The following is a 20,657-nucleotide window of genomic DNA, read 5'->3' on the forward strand; positions in this document are numbered from 1 at the left end:
TATGCTAGAAGAACTGTCAATTAAAAATTTTGCTATCATCGATGAACTAACCATTTCGTTTAATATGGGATTAACTGTGTTAACCGGAGAAACGGGTGCAGGGAAATCCATTATCATTGATGCGATTGGTCTCTTAATTGGCGGACGTGGCTCCGTGGAATTTGTCCGTCATGGAAAGAAACGTGCGGAAATAGAAGGATTATTTCATGTCACTCCCCATCATCCGGTCAGGAAAAAATTGGAGGAAACGGGGATAGAAGTTGAAGATGAAATGGTTGTGTTACGACGTGACATTACAAACCACGGAAAAAGTATTTGTCGAATTAACGGTAAGTTGGTCACTCTTGCTATTTTGAGGGAAACTGGTCGCTCCTTGGTCGATATACATGGACAGCATGAGCACCAGGACTTAATGCAGACAGAAAAGCACCTTTCTATGCTTGATCGTTTTGCCGGTCCCTCATTAAAAGACACGTTACAGGATTACAGGAAACGATACGAGACCTTTACCAAACGGAAAAATGAATTAGAGAAGTATAAAGAGAATGACAAAGAAGCTGCCAGTCGCTTAGATTTCATTCAATTTCAATTACGTGAAATTGAGCAGGCGCGTCTCACTCCTGGCGAGGATGAAGAATTAGAAAAAGAAAGTTTTTTGTTAGCAAATAGTGAAAAGTTGTTCACTGAATTAACTCGAGCGTATGACAGCTTATATGGAGAGAGAAAAGCATTAGACTGGGCGGGACAAGCGATGGCTCATGGCGAAGAAGCGGCCGGGATCGATGAGGAGCTATCGAAAATCACAGAATCGCTCCAAGGCGCTTACTATACGCTCGAAGAAGTGACGTTTGCTTTAAGAGAAAAAGTGGATTCCCTTACATTTGACCCGGAACGGTTAAATGAGGTAGAGACTCGTTTGGACGAAATCAAGAAATTAAAAAGGAAATACGGACAATCTGTAACGGAAATCCTTGAATTTGCGGCACAGCTTGAAGAGGAAATGGAATCTCTGACAAACAAAGACGAAAAAATTGAACAATTGGAAAGAGAACTCGAGAGCTTAGCTTTAGACTTACAAACGGAAGCTGATACGCTGACTGACTTGCGAAAACAGGCGGCTGACAAATTAACAGACTCCGTTGAAAAAGAGCTAAAAGAACTTCATATGAAAAAAGCTGTAATGAAAGCAGATGTTCATCAAATCAGCAGAGGGATAAGTGTTCAAATCGGACAAAAAACCATAACGTTTAATGAAAACGGACAGGATAAAATTGAATTTCTTTTATCCCCTAATGCAGGAGAACCGTTAAAACCGCTGGCAAAAATCGCATCCGGTGGTGAAATTTCAAGAATCATGTTAGCCATGAAAACCATTCTTTCTGGTTTTCAAGATGTAACCTCTTTGATATTCGATGAAGTGGATACAGGAGTGAGTGGACGTGTTGCCCAGTCTATAGGAGAAAAAATCTATAAAGTCTCAGAAGGGTCACAAGTTCTTTGTATCACTCATTTACCACAAGTAGCTGCGATGGCCGATCAACATTTATATATTGAAAAAAAGGAAAAAAGCGACCGCGTTATCACAAATGTGGTCCCATTAGAACACGAACGCAAAACGGAAGAAATTGCACGAATGATTTCAGGAGTAGAAGTGACAGAGTTAACAAAACAAAATGCCCGTGAATTATTACAGATGGCGGAAAAAATTAAATCCAATTCATGAAAAGCTGACCAAAACAGGTCAGCTTTTTTAGTTTTGTCCGCTTATAAATGGGGCTTGAGGAGGCAACATTATGAATACGAAAGAAAGTTGATTAATTGGGGACGAGGAGGAGTGAGTGAATGGAATGGGGGAGAAAAGTAACAGGATTCATTTTGTTTATAGTGTGTATTTTTCTTTTAACTAATCAATCCTTTTATTCATATATAAATATTCCTGACACGTTAACTGTGTTTGAATCCGAGTGGTCTTCAGACGATAAAGAATCCGTCATAAAAAACAAGCTGCAATTAGAGGAGAACAATCACATTCAAGTGGATGCAGAAGATAGTTCAGCGGTAGTAAAAGTAGCTGCCCTTCCGAAAAAAAAGACTTCCATACAGACACTGCCTGATATAAAAGTGATACCGGGTGGTGATTCCATCGGTGTGAAGCTGCAATCAAATGGGGTTATGATCGTTGGATTTCACGAAGTAAATGGAGAGAAGGAAAGGTATTCTCCTGCTAAGAAAGCTGGACTGAAAGCAGGAGATCGCATCATAGAGATAAATGGACAGAAAGTCGAAAAGCCGGCTGATGTGATTGATGTTTTAGATCAAAGCAAAGACACGATTGAAATGAAATACAAAAGGGAGAATGAAGAAAAGAAGACAAATGTTAAGCTCTATAACAATAGAGACAAAAATGTGATGGGAGCCTACATTAGAAGTGCCGCATCCGGCGTTGGAACTCTTACTTTTTATGAACCGAATACTGGAAAGTTTGGTGCTCTCGGTCATGTCATCGCTGATGCAACAACAAAGAAACCGGTAGTGGTAGAGAATGGGGAAATTGTCAGATCTTCTGTCACCTCTATCGATAGAGGAGCAAACGGAACTCCTGGGGAAAAGCAAGCGAGCCTGTCTACAGAAAAGCAATCATTAGGTGAAGTTACGAAAAACACTCCATTTGGAGTATTTGGTAAGCTACAACCTGGAAAATTGAAGAGTCATGGAGAAGTGGAACCTTTACCGATTGCTTTTGCCGATGAAGTAGAAAAAGGACCGGCAGAAATATTAACTGTGTTAGAAGGAGAAGAAATAGAAACATTTGATATTGAAATTGTACAGACCATTCCACAAATTCAAGCAGCTTCGAAAGGGATGGTCATCAAAGTTACGGATGAAAGGCTTCTTGAAAAAACAAATGGGATTATTCAAGGCATGAGCGGAAGCCCCATTATCCAAAACGGGAAATTAGTCGGTGCTGTCACTCATGTATTTGTCAATGATTCTACGTCAGGGTATGGATGTCATATTGAATGGATGCTTGATGAAGCGGGCATTGATACGTTACAAAAAGAAAGGAAAGAAGCTGCTGCATAGCAGTTTCTTTTTTATTGGCTTGTAAGACCAATTGTCGGTACAATCGTCTAATCTCTTTCCATTGTCCGTCAACCTGACTTCTTGAAATTGTTATCGATCAATAGTGCTTTGCTTTTGTTGACATATATGTACTGCAGCCATCAGGATGGCCTGTACTTAGTCGAACTTCCGCTAAGAACGCAAACGTCCTGTGCAAGTTCGGGCGCCTTGCGCTTTTTTGCTAATTTTCGCGAAATCAGTCGAAAAAGGTCGTTATGTTTAGATAGGAAGATCATATGGGGCTTGTTTATAATTTTTGGATAAATTTGAACAAAATAAAGGGTATTAGCTCGTCTTGTCGAAAACGTAAATAGACGAATCAGTTTTCGAAGGAGGTTTACATTGTGGGGAAAATCAAAGTATGCATAGCAGATGATAATAGGGAATTGGTAGGCCTGTTGAGTGAATATATTGGTGCGCAAGAAGACATGGAGGTCACTGGTCAAGCTTATAACGGACAAGAATGTTTAAATATAGTGAAAGATACGAAACCAGATGTCGTTGTCCTTGATATTATTATGCCTCATCTAGACGGGCTAGCCGTCCTTCAGAAATTAAATGCAAGTGAATTGAGACCGCGTCCAAAAGTGATTATGCTAACAGCTTTTGGTCAAGAAGACGTAACAAAAAAAGCAGTGAATTTGGGTGCTTCGTATTATGTGTTAAAGCCATTTGATATGGAGACATTAATTGCAAACATACGAGAAGTAAGTGGAGAAGAACCAACTTTAATTCAAAATCAGCAGCAATCAACCTTGTCGGAGAGAACGGAATTGAAAAAAGAACCTGAAATTAATCTTAGTCAAAGTATCACAAACATTATTCATGAGATCGGGGTGCCTGCCCATATTAAAGGTTATATGTATTTGAGAGAAGCGATAACGATGGTCTACCATGACATTGAATTATTAGGTTCGATTACAAAAATTTTGTACCCGGATATTGCCAAAAAATTTAACACAACGTCCAGTCGGGTGGAACGAGCGATTCGTCACGCAATTGAAGTGGCATGGAGCAGAGGAAATTATGAATCGATTTCAAGAATGTTTGGTTACACTATTAATGTTTCCAAAGCAAAGCCTACGAACAGTGAGTTTATAGCTATGGTTGCAGATAAGCTGAGACTCGAGCATAAAGTAAGTTAAAGTTGGTATATCATGAGTTAGAAGGTTTTTAGCATGAATCATTGCTAATGCTAGTTACCAACAAATATCAAAGCTGAACCAACAAATAATGGACAAATAAGTCAACAAATTTTTCACCTCCTATTCATTGGTCCAAATCATGTGTAGGAGGGATTCTTTTGTCTAGAGAGCTGGATTTACAGATGAAGGGGTAAGGAGGTTTTTTCTAGACAGAGACAGTAACCTCATGGTTTGTGATCTATGTTTTACATAATTTACACATTATAATATTATTAGATTTTAAAATAACGGCGGGGGACATTTACAGGATAGTTTATTTTGTAAGTTGTCCAGACGGAGGGAATACACCTTCCCATAAAAGATGATCTAAAATTGATCGAACGATCCTTACTTAGTGCAATTTAACAAATAGAGAGAAAGATGAGATAAGTATGAGGAATTGTTATTTTATTATTTTTTCCGTTCTAATTTTTTCATTATTGTATGTAGATGGAAATACCATTGCTAGTCAAGTTAATGAACTAGAACAGCAAATAACTCAATTAGAAGATGCACACAGAGAAAAAACCATGTGGTACAAAAACAACTGTGATAATCTCTCATGGGAAGAAAAGAATGAGAACTGCGCCTTTGTACTTGGACAAATGGCTGGTATTAATGATGAAATAAATAACTTAGAGGGTGATTTAAGAAATGAAAGAGAGCTTGTATCCAAAGAACAACGACAAGCAACACATCAATACAATGTTATTCTAATTGTAGCTTTATGTACCTTGATGATTGGGACTATCTTTATTTTCTTAATCTATTTTTTGTTTATAAAATCGCGTGACAAATAAGATAGCTACTCCATCCAGACTATTTATGAGACACGTAGAGGCGGTAAGCTGTAGGAGGAAAAGGGGGGTTAGAGTTTGAGTATTGGTATGAATAAATACAATGAAAGTTTTGCAAGGAAAGAATACGTTTTTGGAAAAAAAAACAGAGTACTATATCTTAACTGTAAAATTGGAGAAAAATAATTACAAGCTGATTATCTTACAAGATGGCTTAGTAATTGACGAAAGTCATCAACATGGACTAACTGTAGCTAAATACGCTGCCTTGGGCAAGTTATACAAGCATGATTCAACAGCTCTAAATGTAAATAAAGTCTGTATGGTTCATTATAAAGAGGACAGACCTAGCGGAAAACCATGGCATAAAGATGATCGTAATGAATTACAGGGATACATCAATACTTACTTAAACGAAGAAACAATCAACTTCCCAGCGCTTATCCCTGGCAAAAGAAAAAGAGAATTTGAGCTTTATGATATGGACATACACTCAAAAGTGGTCTTTGAATACTTATTTAACAAACGTAGTCATAGATGGCTTGACGAAAATGTGATTAATATTTCTCCAGAATACAGTAGAGGCTTTCAATCCATGGGGATCTTGCATTACATAGGCTTGCGAGACACTCACAGGGGAATATTTAATGGGATCAGTATTGAGGAAGCTATAAATATCTTATTACCCAACAAGGATAGAAACATTCAATACATTGTGAAAACATTGTCATATTCTATTGAACTAGCTTATGTTCAAAGGTATGAAGAGGGCGGTAAAGAAAGTGAGGAATACCCTGAAGGGAAAGAAGCTTACCGCATACATAGGTTTAGGGAGCGTAACAGTAAAGTAACGACTGAAGCAAAGAAAGCATTTAAAGACAAATATGGAGAGCTCTTCTGTGAAGCATGTGGTTTTAACTTTGAAAAAATATATGGAGGACGGGGGAAGGATTTTATAGAGGCACATCATACAAAACCTGTGTCTGAAATGAAAGAAGGAGAGAAGACCAAAATAGAAGATATAACTCTGTTATGTTCGAACTGCCACCGCATGGTACACAGAAGTCCTTCAATATCTATTAAAGAATTAAAAAAGAAACTAGGCTAAAAGAGATTCAGATTTTACATTAAATAAAATAGTCATTTAAATTTACCCACAACTTTACAACAACGCTCAATTATTAAGTCGGTGAATGCTTTTTTAGTATTTGTCTTTTAGGTTACACTATTAATGATTCTTCATGGTAAGAAGACTTATCTGGATATTTAGTAACTATCGAACAAAGTTCCTACATGTCTTTCATGACAAGCGCTTACATTCTGTAAATAACAGAAGTGAGTGTTTTTTTTTGCGGTAAAACTCTCACCGCGTGATGAGGACACGATAAAGATGGGACGACGGACAAGGATTCTCATGAATCGTTTTTTGTGCTAGTGGCCTGAAATATGTTTAGCGGGAGAGAAATGGTGAAAATCTAGAGATGGGATATGATGTTTTCCCATTCCAATGAATGTAATGGAGTGAGTCTTGACCATACTAAGGAAAGGACAGAAGAAGGGAGAACCGCGCACATGGATATTTATGGTCAAGCCTTTTTTCACGATAAAACGAAAGTACTTGCTCACTATATTTCTTCTCGAGACGTTGCTGTTATATCCCATGAAGACATTGATGACACGGCAGCTGAGAGTTTGATTAAAAAGCAAGTGAAAGCTGTGGTGAACAATAAATGCTCGATGACGGGACAGTTTTTACATGACGGTGTGAAAAAGCTGTTACGTCACGGTATTTCTGTATACGACGTAGTGAGAGATCGGATAGGAAGTGAAGTGAATAGCTGCCATGTGTCTCTATCAGAAACAACACTGACGATTCATACACGATCCTTGGAAAAAAAACGAGTAGTAAAAGTTGTTCCTTACACGTTAGAAACCATTCAAGCGTTGGAAAACAAAGCGAGAGAAAATAACATACCAGCATTTGAGCAATTTTGCCGTAATAGCCTTCTTCATGCAGAAAAAGATCTAAGTGAAATGATTCAGTGCTGGCATAATTGGAAATCAGGAGACGCGTTACGTCAGCGGGATATTCTTATAGTCGTACGCGGTTCTCAGTTTGAGAAAGACTTGAAATGGGTGAAGCGTCATCTTCCGAGCGATGTGTCTACCATTGCAGTAGACGGAGCTGCTGATAGTATGCTCGAGCACGGTATTTTGCCCGATTTTATCATCGGGGACATGGATTCATGCAGTTATCGCTCTCTTCGATGTGGGGCTCAATTAATGGTCCATCAAAATGTGAATGGGGAAGCCCCTGGTCTCTTGAGAATGAAAGAGCTAAATTTGAAGGCTGATACCATCACTTTTGTAGGAATGAGTGAAGATGCAGCTTTGGCATTCGCGTTAAAAGAGGGAGCAAACAATATTTATTTACTAGGCGGCCACCGAGATATGACAGAGTACAGGAGCAAGGGAAGGTCAGGAATGGGATCTTCTTTAATCATGAGAATGTTTGCAGGAGGTCAAATCATTGACCTTAAAGGAATTCATTCCTTAGAAAACAAAAAGCATAACCAAAAAATAAAAGATTGGATAGGAAAACTTCACATAAGATTCCCTTTTACACATGAAAAACCTAATAAAGAAATGAGGGAGCTTAAAGCATGAAAGTAAGTGTTGTTATCCCAGCGTACAATGAAGAAAAGCATATTAAAACGACGTTACACGCCTTGCGACAAACGGATTGGGTCAGTGAAATAGTCGGAGTAAATGACGGAAGCTCCGATTCAACTGGAAGGATTATGGAAAAATATTGTGATACGTCTATCTCATTTATAAAAAATCACGGAAAGACAGCAGCAGCTAAAGCAGGATGGTTAGCCAGCAAAGGAGAATACATTGTTATATTGGACGCGGATTTAAAAGAGAGTGCGGCGTTTGGCCATTATTTGCTTTCCCCTTTATTTCAGAAAAAAGCAGATCTCGTTATTGGGTCAGTGGAAGGGATTGGTCAAAACGGATTCGGTCTCGTAAAACGAAGAGTACAACGGCTCATTGAAAAAAAGAGTGGATTGCTATTGCGGACTCCACTTTCCGGACAGCGCGCTTTTCCGAGAAACCATATTTCCTATTATGAAAATTTACAAGCGGACGGTTACGGTTTAGAAACAATGATGACTCTTCAAGCTATCAATCAAGGACTGCGTATTACTGAAGTAGAGGCACCTTTCAAGCATATAGGAAAAGGATGGGGAATCGAAGGTATTTGTCACAGAGGCCGGCAATGGCTGGAGGTGGAAAGGTGCTTGTGGAAATATGGAAAATCGTATTCCTAACCGTCTGTGCTCTGTTAGGATGGTACCTCCTAAAACATGCCTCGAAAAATAAAGGATGGATGGTATACAACTATGAAAATAAATCGATTCCCTACACATTCGGGATCTTATTACTGTTCCTCATCATATTGATGGACTCTCTTTGGATATCTACACCATCTGCCGGGTTGATGTTCTATTTAATTTTCACTTGGTTTGCCGGCTGGTTAGACGACCGATATGGAACACCATTTCCGAAAGGACTGAAAGGGCATTTCACTTATTTCCTCACCTATGGAAAATGGACAACAGGTTTAACAAAGATCATTCTCATTTCCGCAGCAGCCCTCCTAGGGTTACTGTTTAGTGAAGTAAATGGGGGACTTGCCGCCATAGCAGCATTTTCCGTCATGGTGTTATCTCCTCATGTGTGTAACTTATTAGATACCCGCCCTTTACGTGTTTGGTCGTGGGGACTGCTTCATCTCTCTATTATAGCTGTTGTTGGCTATTATAAGGCTCCTCTTTCCTTGGTATTGGCTATCATAATTATTCATATGCTATGGGGATATATTGAAGGGAATAAAAGAGCGATGCTTGGGGACAATGGTGCCGCAGCAGCTGGAGGTATATTAGCGTGGATCTTGGTTCATACAACCTCCACAGTCTTCCAGTTCGTTATGATTTTCTTCTATGTATTGTTGACGGGGACGGCTGAAAAGGTATCATTAAATACCATTTTTGAGAAGCTAAGAAAAGTGGTTGTCTTGGGGGAGTGGGGAAATAAAGAAGAGGCTGGGACAAAAGTATTTAAATGAAAGATAAATCCGAACAACTTATGTTGTCGCTTTGTCAAAATACTTCGCTTTCCGCGGGCACGGCTTCAGCTTCCTCGGAAAGCGAAAACGGCTTTCCTGCGGGATCTTCAGCTCGTGCTGTTCCCGCTGGAGTCTACGTATTCTGACTACGCTGATACACTGCGTTTATGAAACGGGTGACTCCTTCAACATGTGATCGTTCGTCTTTAGAGTTGACTATTCTAGTTTTGTCCCAGCCTCTTCCCAACGGAGTCTAGCCTTTATTGGAAGGAGGCTCGTTGGATTGTTCTGGTACTTGAATGACGACTTTTCTATTTTTTTTATCCCTATATCGAATAAAGCCTGCGATGAACCAAATGCCAAAAACTAACAGTCCCGCGCCGGCAAGGAATTGCATCCATAAAAAAGGAAATGGCTGGAGTAACTCTTGAAACATAACGTCTCTTATTAACTTAATCCCGACCATCGATAAGATCCCTGGAATGACGAGAATGGATAAAGCGATTAAACGCATAACCGTAAACACCCCTATCTAAGAAGACATACATCTATAACGCTGGCGTTCTTAAGAACGAGCTTTAGGCGGAAGCAACCAAGTTTGTGATGGACAGACTTTGCAAAATCAAGTGTCCTCTGTTCGTAACGCAGAAGCCAGCACTTATTGTGCAAGTTCGAGCGCCTTGCGCTTTTCTATTGTCCAGCGGCTTTGTTTGTATTTCTAAAAACGATTTTTACGCATAAACTGTATTATCAGCTCGATCATTATTGTACTTTATTTTCCACGGGATGTCCAAATGGCTTCATCGTTCGTAAAAAAGTTTTTCCTAACTTCATTTTTGGTGCAAAGGAGGATTATTGATTTATGCAAATTTTTGATAGAATGGTAACGGATGACTATGAACAAGTAGTTGTTTGCCAAGATAAAGCTTCAGGATTAAAAGGCATTATTGCTATTCATGACACCACTCTCGGACCGGCTCTAGGCGGCACGAGGATGTGGAACTACCACAGCGAAGAAGAGGCATTTACAGATGTTCTTCGTTTGGCGAAAGGGATGACATATAAAAATGCGGCTGCAGGGTTAAGCCTTGGCGGAGGAAAAGCCGTCATTATCGGCGATCCGAGACACGATAAAAAGGAAGAACTGTTCCGTGCTTTTGGACGTTTCATTGAAGGGTTGAACGGCAGGTATATTACAGCAGAAGATGTCGGCACGAGCTCCAAAGACATGGATGTAATTTTTGAAGAAACAAATTACGTAACGGGGATAACAGATGAGAGCGGAAAAAGTGGGGATCCGTCTCCCATGACAGCGCTCGGTGTGTATCATGGTATGAAAGCAGCTGCTAACGAGGCTTTTGGGACAAGTGATTTATTAGGCAAAACGGTTGCTGTTCAAGGAGTAGGTAGTGTATCCTATCCTTTATGTCAACATTTATACGAAGAAGGGGCTTCCTTAGTAGTAACAGATATTCATGAGGACGCGGTTCAGAGAGCAGTCAGAGATTTTAACGCCGTAAAAGTTGCTCCTGATGAAATATATGAAGTGGATTGCGATATTTTTTGTCCTTGTGCGCTCGGTGGAATTATAAAAAATGATACAATAAAGAAATTGAAAGCGAAAGTAATTGCCGGGTCTGCGAATAATCAACTTCACACGAATGAAGATGGAGACCTTTTATTTCAGAAAGGCATCATCTACGCTCCGGATTATATTATTAATGCCGGTGGAGTGATTCAGATAGAAGTTGAATTAACAGGCGGTAACAAAGAGAAGGTACAAGAAAAAGTAAAAAATATTTATAATACGGTTCAAAACGTTTTTGCGATTTCGAAACGAGACAAGATCCCTACGTATAAAGCTGCCGATACATTGGCGGAAGAAAGACTGGAGAAATTAAAAAACTCCCGGCGGCAGTTTTTACGAGAAGAACAGCACATTCTACGCAAGATTTCCCGCTGACGACAGTCAGCATGAAGGAAAGAGAGGGGACATTATGGCTAACGATTATGACCTGGTCATACTAGGAGGCGGAATAGGCGGTTATACTGCTGCTATTCGTGCAGCACAAGAAGGGCTTACAACCGCTATTGTAGAAAAAGATAAACTTGGTGGCACTTGCTTGCATAAAGGGTGTATTCCAAGCAAGTCGCTCCTACGTAGTGCAGAAGTATTCTCAGAGGTGAAAGACAGCAGTAAATACGGGATCTCGGTAAAAGACCCTTCCATTGATTTCGGAGCGGTTCAGGATCGCAAGGAAGCGATTGTTAACGATCTATATACCGGTGTCCAACACCTTATGAATAAGAGAAAAATTGATGTATACCAGGGCCTTGGCAGAATTTTGGGTCCATCCATTTTTTCTCCGAGTGCCGGAACGATTTCCGTAGAGAATAATGATGGCTCAGAAAATGAACTTCTCGTTCCAAAGAACGTTATTATTGCTACCGGTTCTCGTCCTCGCATATTACAAGGCCTAGAGCCGGACGGCAAAACGGTATTAACTTCGGATGAAGCGTTGAATATGGAGGAATTACCCTCTTCCATGATTATTATTGGCGGGGGTGTGATTGGAGTAGAGTGGGCCTCTCTCTTATCCGACTTTGGTGTGGACGTCACGGTCGTGGAATCTGCCTCTCAACTCCTTCCTCATGAGGAAGCAGAGATTGCACGGGAATTAACGAAGAGATTGAAAGAGCGAGGAGTTCAAGTCTTAACGGATGCGAAAGTGATGCCAGAAAAAACTGGTAGATCAGATAGTTTGTCACTTGCAATCAACCAAAAAGGTGAAGAAAAAACAATTCAAGCGGAAAAAGTTTTATTATCCGTCGGTCGTGAAGCCATCGTGGACGATATTGGATTAGACAATACGAATATCACGTTGACCAATGGAGCTATAGCAGTGAACGATGTGTACCAAACGCAGGAATCCCATATTTATGCGGTAGGGGACGTTATTGGGGGGATGCAGCTTGCACACGTAGCCGCAAAAGAAGGCATAATTGCTGTTGAACATATGTGCGGATTAGACCCGGCTCCTCTTTCCTACACATCCGTCCCTAAATGTACGTACAGCAGGCCGGAAGTAGCAAGTATCGGACTAACAGAAGCGGAAGCAAAGGAACAAGGTTATACAATCAAAACAGGAAGCTTTTCTTTTCGAGCGAACGGAAAGGCGTTAGTGCATGGGGATGGAAGTGGCTTTGTTAAGTTCATTGCTAATGAAGAAAATGATGATTTATTAGGCATACATATGATAGGACCTCAAGTAACAGAGCTTATTTCTGAAGCAGCGCTTGCCAAGTTAGTAGATGCTTCTAATTTTGAAATGAGTGAAATCATACACCCGCATCCAGCCTTGTCAGAAGTGTTAGGAGAGGGAGCTTTAGCAGTAGAAGGAAAAGCCATTCATTCTTAATAACGGTAGTGTGAGAAAAGGAGGCGCGAGGATGGCCGTAAAACATGAACAATTAGGGTTGTCAGACGAAGATGTATTGTTGATGTACGAGAAAATGCTGTTAGCAAGAAAGATAGATGAACGATTATGGTTGTTGAACAGAGCGGGAAAGATTCCGTTTGTAGTCTCTTGTCAGGGACAGGAAGCAGCTCAAGTAGGTGCAGCTATGGCTCTTGATACGGAAATCGATTATGTTTTGCCTTATTACCGGGATGTAGGAATTGTTCTTTCCTTTGGGATGACTTGTGAAGAGTTAATGCTATTCAGCTTCGCAAGAGCAGGGGACCCAAACTCTGGAGGGCGCCAGATGCCAGGTCATTTTGGTCAAAAGAAAAACAGAATTGTAACTAGTTCCTCGCCGGTTACAACTCAAGTTCCTCATGCTGTAGGAATAGCTCTAGCCGCAAAAATGGAGAAAAAAGACTTTGTAACTTTAGTCACTTTTGGGGAAGGCTCTTCGAATCAAGGGGATTTTCACGAAGGATTGAATTTTGCAGGTGTGCATAACTTACCTGTTATTTTCCTGTGTGAAAACAACCAATACGCCATTTCCGTTCCATTAGATAAACAGTTAGCTTGTGAACGAGTTTCAGATCGTGCAGCAGGTTATGGTATGCCAGGGATAACGGTCGATGGCAATGACCCGCTTGCAGTATATGAAGCTGTGAAACAAGCAGCAGACCGAGCACGAGACGGGGAAGGGCCATCTCTCATAGAAACTACTTTTTATCGTTTTACCCCTCATTCGAGTGACGATGATGATAGCACGTACCGGTCCAAAGAGGAAGTCGAAGAAGCCAAAAAGAATGATCCTCTCCGTACCTTTGCGTCGTATTTAAAAGATGCTCAAATTCTTACGGAAGAAAATGAGAATGCAATGAATAAGAAAATTACAGAAGTAATTGATGAGGCTACAGATGCAGCTGAACAAGCACCTTATGCAGATCCATCCTCTATTTATAAGTATGTGTACGCAGAAAAGGACGGTGACAACTAATGGCGGTGTTGTCCTATATTCAAGCGGTAACCGAGGCTTTAAAAGAAGAAATGAAGCGTGACGATAAAGTCTTTATTTTAGGTGAAGATGTCGGACCAAAAGGCGGTGTCTTTCGGGCGACCGATGGATTATACGAAGAATTCGGTGAGGAAAGAGTGTTAGACACCCCGTTAGCTGAATCAGCCATTGCTGGTGTAGGTATTGGGGCTGCGATGTATGGCATGCGTCCTGTGGCTGAGATGCAATTCGCCGATTTTATTATGCCGGCTGTTAATCAAATTATTTCTGAAGCAGCGAAGACTAGGTATCGATCGAATAATGACTGGAACTGCCCCATTACGATACGGGCGCCTTATGGAGGGGGAGTACACGGAGCGTTGTATCACTCTCAATCCATTGAAGCGATGTTTGCTAATGTTCCAGGATTAAAAATTGTCATGCCATCAACACCTTACGATGTGAAAGGCTTGCTGAAAGCTTCTATACGTGATGAGGATCCAGTGTTATTTTTGGAGCACAAAAAAGCGTATCGCCTCGTCAAAGGAGAGGTACCTGACGAAGAATACACACTTCCTATTGGAAAAGCAGATGTAAAAAAAGAAGGCAATGATGTTACCGTTATCAGTTATGGTCTATGTTTGCATCTAGCTCTGCAAGCAGCAGAGAAATTAGAAAAGGAAGGCTTCTCTGTTCATGTGCTTGATTTACGAACAGTCTATCCATTGGATAAGGAAGCGATTGAAGAAGCCGCTTCTAAAACAGGAAAGGTACTGCTGATCACAGAGGATAATAAAGAAGGAAGTGTGATGGGGGAAGTTGCGGCTATTATCGCAGAGAGGTGTTTATTTGATCTTGACGCCCCGGTGCAACGACTTGCAGGTCCGGATGTACCGGCAATGCCTTATGCACCGCCGCTTGAAAAAGAATTTATGATCGATCTTGATACAATTGAGAGCGCCATTCGTGATTTAGCAGAATTTTAGGAGGAGAGAGAACGATGGCCAAAGCAATAACGATGCCCCAACTTGGGGAAAGCGTGACAGAGGGAACTATATCAAAATGGCTTGTTCAGCCAGGAGACAAAGTAAAAAAATACGACCCGATTGCCGATGTAACATCAGATAAAGTCAATGCAGAAATACCTTCATCCTATACAGGAACCATTACTGAATTGATTGCTAAAGAAGATGAAACGATCGAGGTCGGAGAATTAATTTGCTACATTGATGTAGGGGATACAGAAGAGAACTATTCTTCGGACTCGCAACATAAAGCACCAACACAGGAAAAGGAAGTGTCAGAACAAGCGAAACATGAACCTTCCATGAAGAACCGATACTCTCCAGCTGTTGTCAGGCTTGCGCAGGAGCATGACATTGACCTGAAATCTGTGCAAGGCACCGGGCGCAGTGGTAGAATTACCCGGAAAGATGTAGAAAATATTATTCAGCAAAACAAAGAGATTCCTAAAAAGGTAGAGGATGAGCGAACAGAGAGCGTCGCCCCATCGCCGCCGCAGCATGTGAATACCCAACACAGTCACAATATATCTGTGGGGACAAACGATGAAAAAATCCCGGTGAGAGGGGTTAGAAAAGCAACAGCCGCTAACATGGTCAAGAGTAAACAAGAGATCCCGCACGCATGGACGATGGTAGAAGCGGATGTCACGGATCTTGTTAATTATAGAAACAGCATAAAAGAAGACTTCAAGAAAAAAGAAGGTTTTTCTATAACCATACTGGCGTTCGTGATTAAGGCAGCGGCAGAAGCGTTAAAAGAGTTTCCGGATGTGAACGCAGTATGGGGCGGTGATCATATTATTAGAAAAAACAGCGTCCATATATCGATTGCCGTAGCGGCAGACGACGGACTGTATGTCCCGGTGATACGTGATGCCGATGAGAAAAGCATTAAAGGAATAGCGAAAGCAGTGAGTGAACTCGCCAAAAAAGGAAGAAACGGTCAACTTACTATTGAAGATATGCAAGGCGGAACTTTTACAGTAAATAATACGGGATCTTTTGGCTCTGTCCAATCTGTCCCGATTATCAATCATCCGCAAGCAGCAATCATGTCGCTTGAATCGATCATTAAAAAACCCGTTGTGATGGAAGGGGATATGATTGCTATCCGAAGCATGGTGTATCTCTGTTTATCTCTTGATCATCGGATGCTTGATGGATTAACAGTCGGCAGGTTTTTAGCGAGAATTAAAGAAAAGCTGGAAGATGTCCAACATTTCAAAGGACATATTTATTGATTAAGATATCTAACGCTTCTTTCAACATGCTACATGTGCGCATTTTATTTATCTAATAATAGTGCCGCCCCCATGATAGGAATCAACGAGCCTCATTCAAGACTTGGGTTTTTTCCAAGAAGCCACGGTACGCCAATTGTGCTTATCGTGGCTTTTCTTTCTGATGTAAAAGTGACGGTGATGGAAATAAATCAGAACTCTTCTTATTTACAAATCGTAATGATTACGATATGATTTAACAAGAGTTTTTGCAGGTGACTATGAGAGATGGACGGGGTGGCGAGTATGAAGAGAAAAGGACAGCTTTTTTTATTCATGATAAGCGTAATGGTAATATTAACCGCTTGTGGAAATGGTTCTGAAGCTAATCCTGAAAAGAACGGAGAAGGGCAAAACGAAAATCAAGTAACGGTTTTTACGACTGTATACGCGTGGGAGGAATTTGCTAAGCTTATCGGCGGCGAACATGTACACGTGGAAAATGTTATTCCAGCCGGAAGTGATGCTCATACATTTGAACCTTCGGCAAGAACGATGATCGACATCGCAGAAGGTGATATATTTTTATATAATGGTTCGGGAATGGAAGGATTTGCCGACGCTGTAAAAGATTCATTAAGTGATGAGGACGTAAAATTAGTGAATGTTACAGAGGGGATGGAGCTAACATCTCTTGAAGCAGGCCATCATGAAGGGCACGACCATGATAGCCAAGGAAACGAGAGTGAGCACCACCACGGGGATGTGGATCCTCACGTATGGCTTGATCCATTACGAGCAGTAACAGGTGCTGAGAAAATTAAAAATGCACTCGTTGATATCCGTCCTGAAAAAGAGGAGATATTCGAGGAGAACTTCAGTGAACTTGAAAGCCGATTGCAAGCTTTGCACGAACAATTTGAAGACATAGCTGCTTCTGCTAAAATGAATCAATTTTTAGTTTCTCATGCCGGTTACGGATATTGGGAGCAAAGATATGATTTACAACAAATGAGCATTGCAGGTGTATCAACTGCTGTCGAGCCTTCTCAAAAAGAGTTGCAAGCGTTAATCAAGACAGCAAAAGAACGTGGAATGGAACATGTATTAATTGAACAAAACATTTCATCCAAATCAGCAGACGTCATTATAGAAGAGCTAGGAGCGGAATCATTAAGACTTCACAATTTAGAATCGAGAACGGAGGAAGAGGTTCAAGCAGAGGAGGATTATTTTAGTTTAATGGAGCAAAACCTAGAAAGCTTATCGATCGCTTTAAAAGCAAAGTAATCACAAGTCACCATACTTGTATGGTCTCCTCCATTTTCGGTACAATGGAAATGAACCCATCATCACACAAGGAAAGGAATGAAGGGAATGGATTTCAGCTTTTACGTCAATGACGTAGTGCAAGAATCAAGAAAAGAGATGGAAGAAGCTGGATACACGTCTTTAACGTCTCCAGAAGAAGTAGATGAGGCTTTAAACGGGGAAGGTTCCGTGCTTGTAATGGTCAATTCAGTCTGTGGATGTGCAGGAGGAATTGCACGCCCAGCTGCGGCTTATATGAGAAATTATGAGACGAAGCCAGATCGTTATGTCACCGTGTTTGCTGGTCAAGATAAAGAAGCAACCGAACAAGCTCGTTCATATTTCACAGGATATCCACCATCCTCCCCATCGTTTGCAGTTTTGAAAGATGGCAAACTGCATCGGATGGTAGAAAGACACGAGATTGAAGGACATGAACCGATCGAAGTTGTTCAGAAGTTAGAGGAGGCACTCGACTCTTTGTAAGAGCGAGTCTCTCTCAAAGAAAAAGAATGCCATAAATACATGAAATAAAAAGAAATGCCGGATACTTTCACGGGAAAAGCGACAAGATTCTCTTGTAATAGAGAATGCTAAGCGCTCGCTGATCACGTTGGAGGAGAGGGCATTTCTTTTTTGTGAAATAGGTAAATGATGAGGAGCCGTGTAAACAGGTGGGAAAGAAGCGAACATGGAAGGGATAAAGTGGTGAAAATAGCTCAAACTGAGATATGAAACGTGAGGAACCGCTCGTAGGAAAGTGTTCCGGTTTTTGAGGAGTAGGATAGACGAGACGATAGAGTATTTATCAAAATACCTTAACCCGCATCAACGAAATAAAAATATGTTATAATGGGAAGGTAAAATCTACATAAAAAAGGACGGAAGCTAGTAATGGATAAATTATACAATCAAGTACAGATATATTTAAATATGGATGAAGAGATAGACTTTAAAGAATTTCAAGCTTATTATCAACAAGTACTCAAATATCTCGATGAATACAGCTCCGATCTCCACGAAGATGATCTATGGAAAGCTTTGTTTGTCGTTGAAAGCATTATGTCTAACGCAGAAAATAGAGCGAAGACAGCGAAAAAAGCAGAGGCAAAGAAATATAATAAAATGGCTACACGTACTAAATTATATGCCCAAAACTTCACAAAGCGTCTTTCTGATTTGGGGTACGATGAAGAACAAATCGGTTCCAAGTTCGAGGAAATGCTTGAAGAAGGACCAGAAGAAAAATAATCTTAAAAACCCGCATTCCTCCCAGCAGTTGAAATGGGCATGCATGACTCAAGAAATAAACACACATGTGTATTTCAACTGCTTTCTATGAAAAACGATCTGTCGCCCTTGTTGAAAAATATATTGACACTACGTCCCAGTTTAGATAAGATAGAATATGTCTTGTCAACGCAGCAATGCTTGCTAGCAAAACACAATAAGCGCCTATGGTGAAAGGGATATCACGCGAGATTCCGGTTCTCGTATTCCAGGTTCGAATCCTGGTAGGCGCGCCAACATAAGATGAAACAAACGACTGCGCATACATACATGTGCAGTTTTTTTATGAGAAGAATTGGCGGATGTCTATGGCTCTCACCGAATGGAGGGGCGCCTGAACGCAGTTGTAAAAGAGAAGGAGTACGCATGAGTCGACGCTTCGAAAAGATTATGTTAGAAACGATCGTCTGATAAAAATATGTAGCTTAAAACGGTGGAATGAAATGATTTCCATCGTATGGATAGAACGTAGATAAGGAGCATTCAATGGCTAAATGGCGCTTAGGATATAGAACAGTAAAAACAGCCTTAGGTGCAGCGCTTGCTGTATTTATTGCACAGCTTTTCCAACTAGATTTTTATATTTCAGCAGGAATTATTACTGTCCTTTGTATATCTGTTACTAGAAAAGAATCCATACGAGTTTCATGGGAGAGAATTGCGGCTTGTATGATCGGCATAGCAATAGGAAGTGTATTATTTACCTTTCTCGGATATCATCCGTTATCGATAGCTATCATTATTTTATTATTTATTCCTACCGCCGTAACATTAGGTTTGAAAAAAGGAATTGTGACAAGCATCGTCATTATTTTTCATTTGTATTTAAGTCAAGACATCACCCTGCAGCTATTGTTCAATGAATTAATACTGATAACGATTGGTGTTGGCGTTGCTCTTTTGATGAATTCATATATGCCCAACTCAGAACGAGAATTAACGTGGAAACAAGTAGAGCTTGAGGACGATATTAGAAAAATATGGAAGGAATTTGCCTCTTACTTAAGAGATGCCAACATCTCTTGGGATGGGCGGGAAATATCTCGAGCTGCCTCTACAATTGAAGAGGCAAAAGGACTGGCGCTCATCAACATGGAAAACCAGTTTTCAAGAAATGATGATTACTTTTATCATTACTTTACGATGCGTGACAAACAATTAAATGTGATTGAACGAATGCTTCCATTTATTTCTACATTGGATGACACAGTCATTCAAGGGAAAAAAATAGCTGTCTTTATGGAGGAGCTGAGTGATGCAGTGTCACCGGGATACACAGCTGGTTATTTTCTTGTCCGTTTAGATGAGCTGTACCATGAAATAAAAGCGATGGACCTTCCGAAAACAAGAGAAGAGTTTGAAATTCGTTCGTCTCTTTTTTATATATTGCATGAACTAGAGCAGTATTTAATCATAAAGAAAATGTTTAAGCCGGACCCAAAGCGAACCCATACGGTGTCGGGAAAACGGTTGTATAGAGATCAAGAGAAAGGAGATAATAAAAACAATTATCACTAACCTGAAAAGGGCGTTACGATATGAAAACGTTACTGGCTGTTATGTTATCCATTACGGTGTCCAACGTCATTTGGCCGTTAAACCCATCCCCTGAGCCTGGAGATCCCTATGTGATTATTAACAAACAATCAAATGAGCTGGGGTATGTGGAAGACGGAGAACTTAAAAGAAAGTATAAAGTAGCGACTGGCAAAAAGGAAACGTTAACTCCAGAAGGTGAATTTACAGTAATAGTTAAAGCTATTCGTCCGTATTATCGCAAATCAGACATAAAAGGCGGCGATCCGAAAAATCCGTTAGGAAGTCGCTGGATTGGATTCGACGCTGAAAACACAAATGGACGTGTTTACGGTATTCATGGAACAAACCGGCCAAGCTCTATTGGTTCCTATGTCTCGAATGGATGCGTGCGCATGTTTAATGAAGAAGTAAATCAATTGTTTGAGGAAGTGGAGATGGGAACGAAAGTGTGGATTGAAAGTTCTCCAAAATCTTTACACCAAATAGCTAGATCCAGAAATCTTCTATTTGATCGTAAACCGGTATATATAGAGGAAGATTTAGGAAAATTACTCTGAAAAAAACTCGCCGACTGGCGAGTTTTT

19 protein-coding genes, 1 tRNA gene and 1 pseudogene are annotated in these 20,657 nt (G+C 40.5%); 20 read left to right on the forward strand and 1 reads right to left on the reverse strand.

Annotated elements, in window-relative coordinates; translation table 11 throughout:
* The first annotated feature begins 1 nt into the window (after position 1).
* From recN to BM095_RS01300, 8 genes are all read left to right on the forward strand, one after another.
* Entirely contained in the window at positions 2-1,723 is a 1,722-nt protein-coding gene (recN, locus tag BM095_RS01265; protein WP_091656327.1) for a DNA repair protein RecN, read from the forward strand.
* A 119-nt stretch (positions 1,724-1,842) separates the two neighbouring features.
* Positions 1,843-3,084: a SpoIVB peptidase gene (spoIVB, locus tag BM095_RS01270; protein ID WP_091656330.1), complete on the forward strand. Its 1,242-nt coding sequence runs from the start codon at positions 1,843-1,845 to the stop codon at positions 3,082-3,084.
* A gap of 383 nt (positions 3,085-3,467) precedes the next feature.
* Complete coding sequence (gene spo0A / locus BM095_RS01275; protein WP_091656333.1) at positions 3,468-4,268, forward strand: sporulation transcription factor Spo0A; 801 nt, start codon at positions 3,468-3,470, stop codon at positions 4,266-4,268.
* Positions 4,269-4,699: 431 nt separating this feature from the next.
* Complete coding sequence (locus BM095_RS01280; protein WP_091656335.1) at positions 4,700-5,107, forward strand: hypothetical protein; 408 nt, start codon at positions 4,700-4,702, stop codon at positions 5,105-5,107.
* A 130-nt stretch (positions 5,108-5,237) separates the two neighbouring features.
* Complete coding sequence (locus BM095_RS16720; protein WP_245757768.1) at positions 5,238-6,212, forward strand: HNH endonuclease; 975 nt, start codon at positions 5,238-5,240, stop codon at positions 6,210-6,212.
* A 464-nt stretch (positions 6,213-6,676) separates the two neighbouring features.
* Complete coding sequence (gene steA, locus BM095_RS01290; protein ID WP_091656338.1) at positions 6,677-7,771, forward strand: putative cytokinetic ring protein SteA; 1,095 nt, start codon at positions 6,677-6,679, stop codon at positions 7,769-7,771.
* Positions 7,768-8,439, forward strand: coding sequence for a glycosyltransferase family 2 protein (locus BM095_RS01295; RefSeq protein WP_091656340.1), 672 nt, complete (start codon positions 7,768-7,770; stop codon positions 8,437-8,439). Before steA ends, BM095_RS01295 begins: the two co-directional genes overlap by 4 nt.
* Positions 8,412-9,236: a hypothetical protein gene (locus BM095_RS01300; protein ID WP_143083163.1), complete on the forward strand. Its 825-nt coding sequence runs from the start codon at positions 8,412-8,414 to the stop codon at positions 9,234-9,236. The genes BM095_RS01295 and BM095_RS01300 overlap by 28 nt, the downstream gene beginning before the upstream one ends.
* 253 nt (positions 9,237-9,489) lie before the next feature.
* Here the strand turns inward: BM095_RS01300 and BM095_RS01305 are convergent, their stop codons facing one another.
* The gene (locus tag BM095_RS01305) at positions 9,490-9,750 is read right to left on the reverse strand and encodes a DUF2627 domain-containing protein (RefSeq protein ID WP_091656346.1); all 261 of its coding nucleotides are present in this window, start codon (positions 9,748-9,750) and stop codon (positions 9,490-9,492) included.
* A gap of 348 nt (positions 9,751-10,098) precedes the next feature.
* Between BM095_RS01305 and BM095_RS01310 the strand changes: the two genes are divergently transcribed.
* The 12 genes and pseudogenes from BM095_RS01310 to BM095_RS01360 all read left to right on the forward strand — a co-directional run bounded on the left by BM095_RS01310 (position 10,099) and on the right by BM095_RS01360 (position 20,630).
* Positions 10,099-11,199, forward strand: coding sequence for a Glu/Leu/Phe/Val family dehydrogenase (locus BM095_RS01310; protein ID WP_091656348.1), 1,101 nt, complete (start codon positions 10,099-10,101; stop codon positions 11,197-11,199).
* Between the two features lie 34 nt (positions 11,200-11,233).
* Positions 11,234-12,655: a dihydrolipoyl dehydrogenase gene (gene lpdA, locus BM095_RS01315; protein WP_091656351.1), complete on the forward strand. Its 1,422-nt coding sequence runs from the start codon at positions 11,234-11,236 to the stop codon at positions 12,653-12,655.
* Between the two features lie 31 nt (positions 12,656-12,686).
* A complete protein-coding gene (locus BM095_RS01320) occupies positions 12,687-13,691 on the forward strand; it encodes a thiamine pyrophosphate-dependent dehydrogenase E1 component subunit alpha (protein ID WP_091656354.1) in 1,005 nt (334 codons plus the stop codon).
* A complete protein-coding gene (locus BM095_RS01325; protein WP_091656357.1) occupies positions 13,691-14,674 on the forward strand; it encodes an alpha-ketoacid dehydrogenase subunit beta in 984 nt (327 codons plus the stop codon). Before BM095_RS01320 ends, BM095_RS01325 begins: the two co-directional genes overlap by 1 nt.
* A 14-nt stretch (positions 14,675-14,688) precedes the next feature.
* Positions 14,689-15,130: pseudogene (locus BM095_RS16890) on the forward strand (biotin/lipoyl-containing protein); the annotation flags it as partial.
* A gap of 5 nt (positions 15,131-15,135) precedes the next feature.
* Complete coding sequence (locus BM095_RS16895; RefSeq protein ID WP_407639130.1) at positions 15,136-15,954, forward strand: dihydrolipoamide acetyltransferase family protein; 819 nt, start codon at positions 15,136-15,138, stop codon at positions 15,952-15,954.
* A 285-nt stretch (positions 15,955-16,239) separates the two neighbouring features.
* The gene (locus BM095_RS01335; RefSeq protein ID WP_177194644.1) at positions 16,240-17,223 is read left to right on the forward strand and encodes a metal ABC transporter solute-binding protein, Zn/Mn family; all 984 of its coding nucleotides are present in this window, start codon (positions 16,240-16,242) and stop codon (positions 17,221-17,223) included.
* 87 nt (positions 17,224-17,310) lie between these two features.
* Positions 17,311-17,730, forward strand: a complete 420-nt coding sequence (locus BM095_RS01340; protein WP_091656366.1) for a BrxA/BrxB family bacilliredoxin — start codon at positions 17,311-17,313, stop codon at positions 17,728-17,730.
* A 408-nt stretch (positions 17,731-18,138) separates the two neighbouring features.
* Positions 18,139-18,495: a hypothetical protein gene (locus tag BM095_RS01345; RefSeq protein WP_091656369.1), complete on the forward strand. Its 357-nt coding sequence runs from the start codon at positions 18,139-18,141 to the stop codon at positions 18,493-18,495.
* Between the two features lie 200 nt (positions 18,496-18,695).
* Positions 18,696-18,770, forward strand: a tRNA-Arg gene (locus BM095_RS01350).
* A 250-nt stretch (positions 18,771-19,020) separates the two neighbouring features.
* A complete protein-coding gene (locus tag BM095_RS01355; protein WP_091656372.1) occupies positions 19,021-20,052 on the forward strand; it encodes an aromatic acid exporter family protein in 1,032 nt (343 codons plus the stop codon).
* Between the two features lie 20 nt (positions 20,053-20,072).
* Positions 20,073-20,630, forward strand: a complete 558-nt coding sequence (locus BM095_RS01360; protein WP_245757769.1) for a L,D-transpeptidase — start codon at positions 20,073-20,075, stop codon at positions 20,628-20,630.
* The last annotated feature ends 27 nt before the right edge of the window (positions 20,631-20,657 follow it).

Source organism: Alteribacillus iranensis, assembly GCF_900113025.1.
GTDB lineage: Bacteria > Bacillota > Bacilli > Bacillales > Marinococcaceae > Alteribacillus_A > Alteribacillus_A iranensis.

Excerpts from the sequence above, each read along its gene's own strand:
- recN (WP_091656327.1), top strand. The coding sequence starts at position 2 with ATGCTAGAAGAACTGTCAATTAAAAATTTTGCTATCATCGATGAACTA.
- spoIVB (WP_091656330.1), top strand. The coding sequence starts at position 1,843 with ATGGAATGGGGGAGAAAAGTAACAGGATTCATTTTGTTTATAGTGTGT.
- BM095_RS01280 (WP_091656335.1), top strand. The coding sequence starts at position 4,700 with ATGAGGAATTGTTATTTTATTATTTTTTCCGTTCTAATTTTTTCATTA.
- steA (WP_091656338.1), top strand. The coding sequence starts at position 6,677 with ATGGATATTTATGGTCAAGCCTTTTTTCACGATAAAACGAAAGTACTT.
- BM095_RS01295 (WP_091656340.1), top strand. The coding sequence starts at position 7,768 with ATGAAAGTAAGTGTTGTTATCCCAGCGTACAATGAAGAAAAGCATATT.
- BM095_RS01305 (WP_091656346.1), bottom strand. The coding sequence starts at position 9,750 with ATGCGTTTAATCGCTTTATCCATTCTCGTCATTCCAGGGATCTTATCG.
- BM095_RS01310 (WP_091656348.1), top strand. The coding sequence starts at position 10,099 with ATGCAAATTTTTGATAGAATGGTAACGGATGACTATGAACAAGTAGTT.
- lpdA (WP_091656351.1), top strand. The coding sequence starts at position 11,234 with ATGGCTAACGATTATGACCTGGTCATACTAGGAGGCGGAATAGGCGGT.
- BM095_RS01320 (WP_091656354.1), top strand. The coding sequence starts at position 12,687 with ATGGCCGTAAAACATGAACAATTAGGGTTGTCAGACGAAGATGTATTG.
- BM095_RS01325 (WP_091656357.1), top strand. The coding sequence starts at position 13,691 with ATGGCGGTGTTGTCCTATATTCAAGCGGTAACCGAGGCTTTAAAAGAA.
- BM095_RS01335 (WP_177194644.1), top strand. The coding sequence starts at position 16,240 with ATGAAGAGAAAAGGACAGCTTTTTTTATTCATGATAAGCGTAATGGTA.
- BM095_RS01340 (WP_091656366.1), top strand. The coding sequence starts at position 17,311 with ATGGATTTCAGCTTTTACGTCAATGACGTAGTGCAAGAATCAAGAAAA.
- BM095_RS01345 (WP_091656369.1), top strand. The coding sequence starts at position 18,139 with ATGGATAAATTATACAATCAAGTACAGATATATTTAAATATGGATGAA.
- BM095_RS01355 (WP_091656372.1), top strand. The coding sequence starts at position 19,021 with ATGGCTAAATGGCGCTTAGGATATAGAACAGTAAAAACAGCCTTAGGT.
- BM095_RS01360 (WP_245757769.1), top strand. The coding sequence starts at position 20,073 with ATGAAAACGTTACTGGCTGTTATGTTATCCATTACGGTGTCCAACGTC.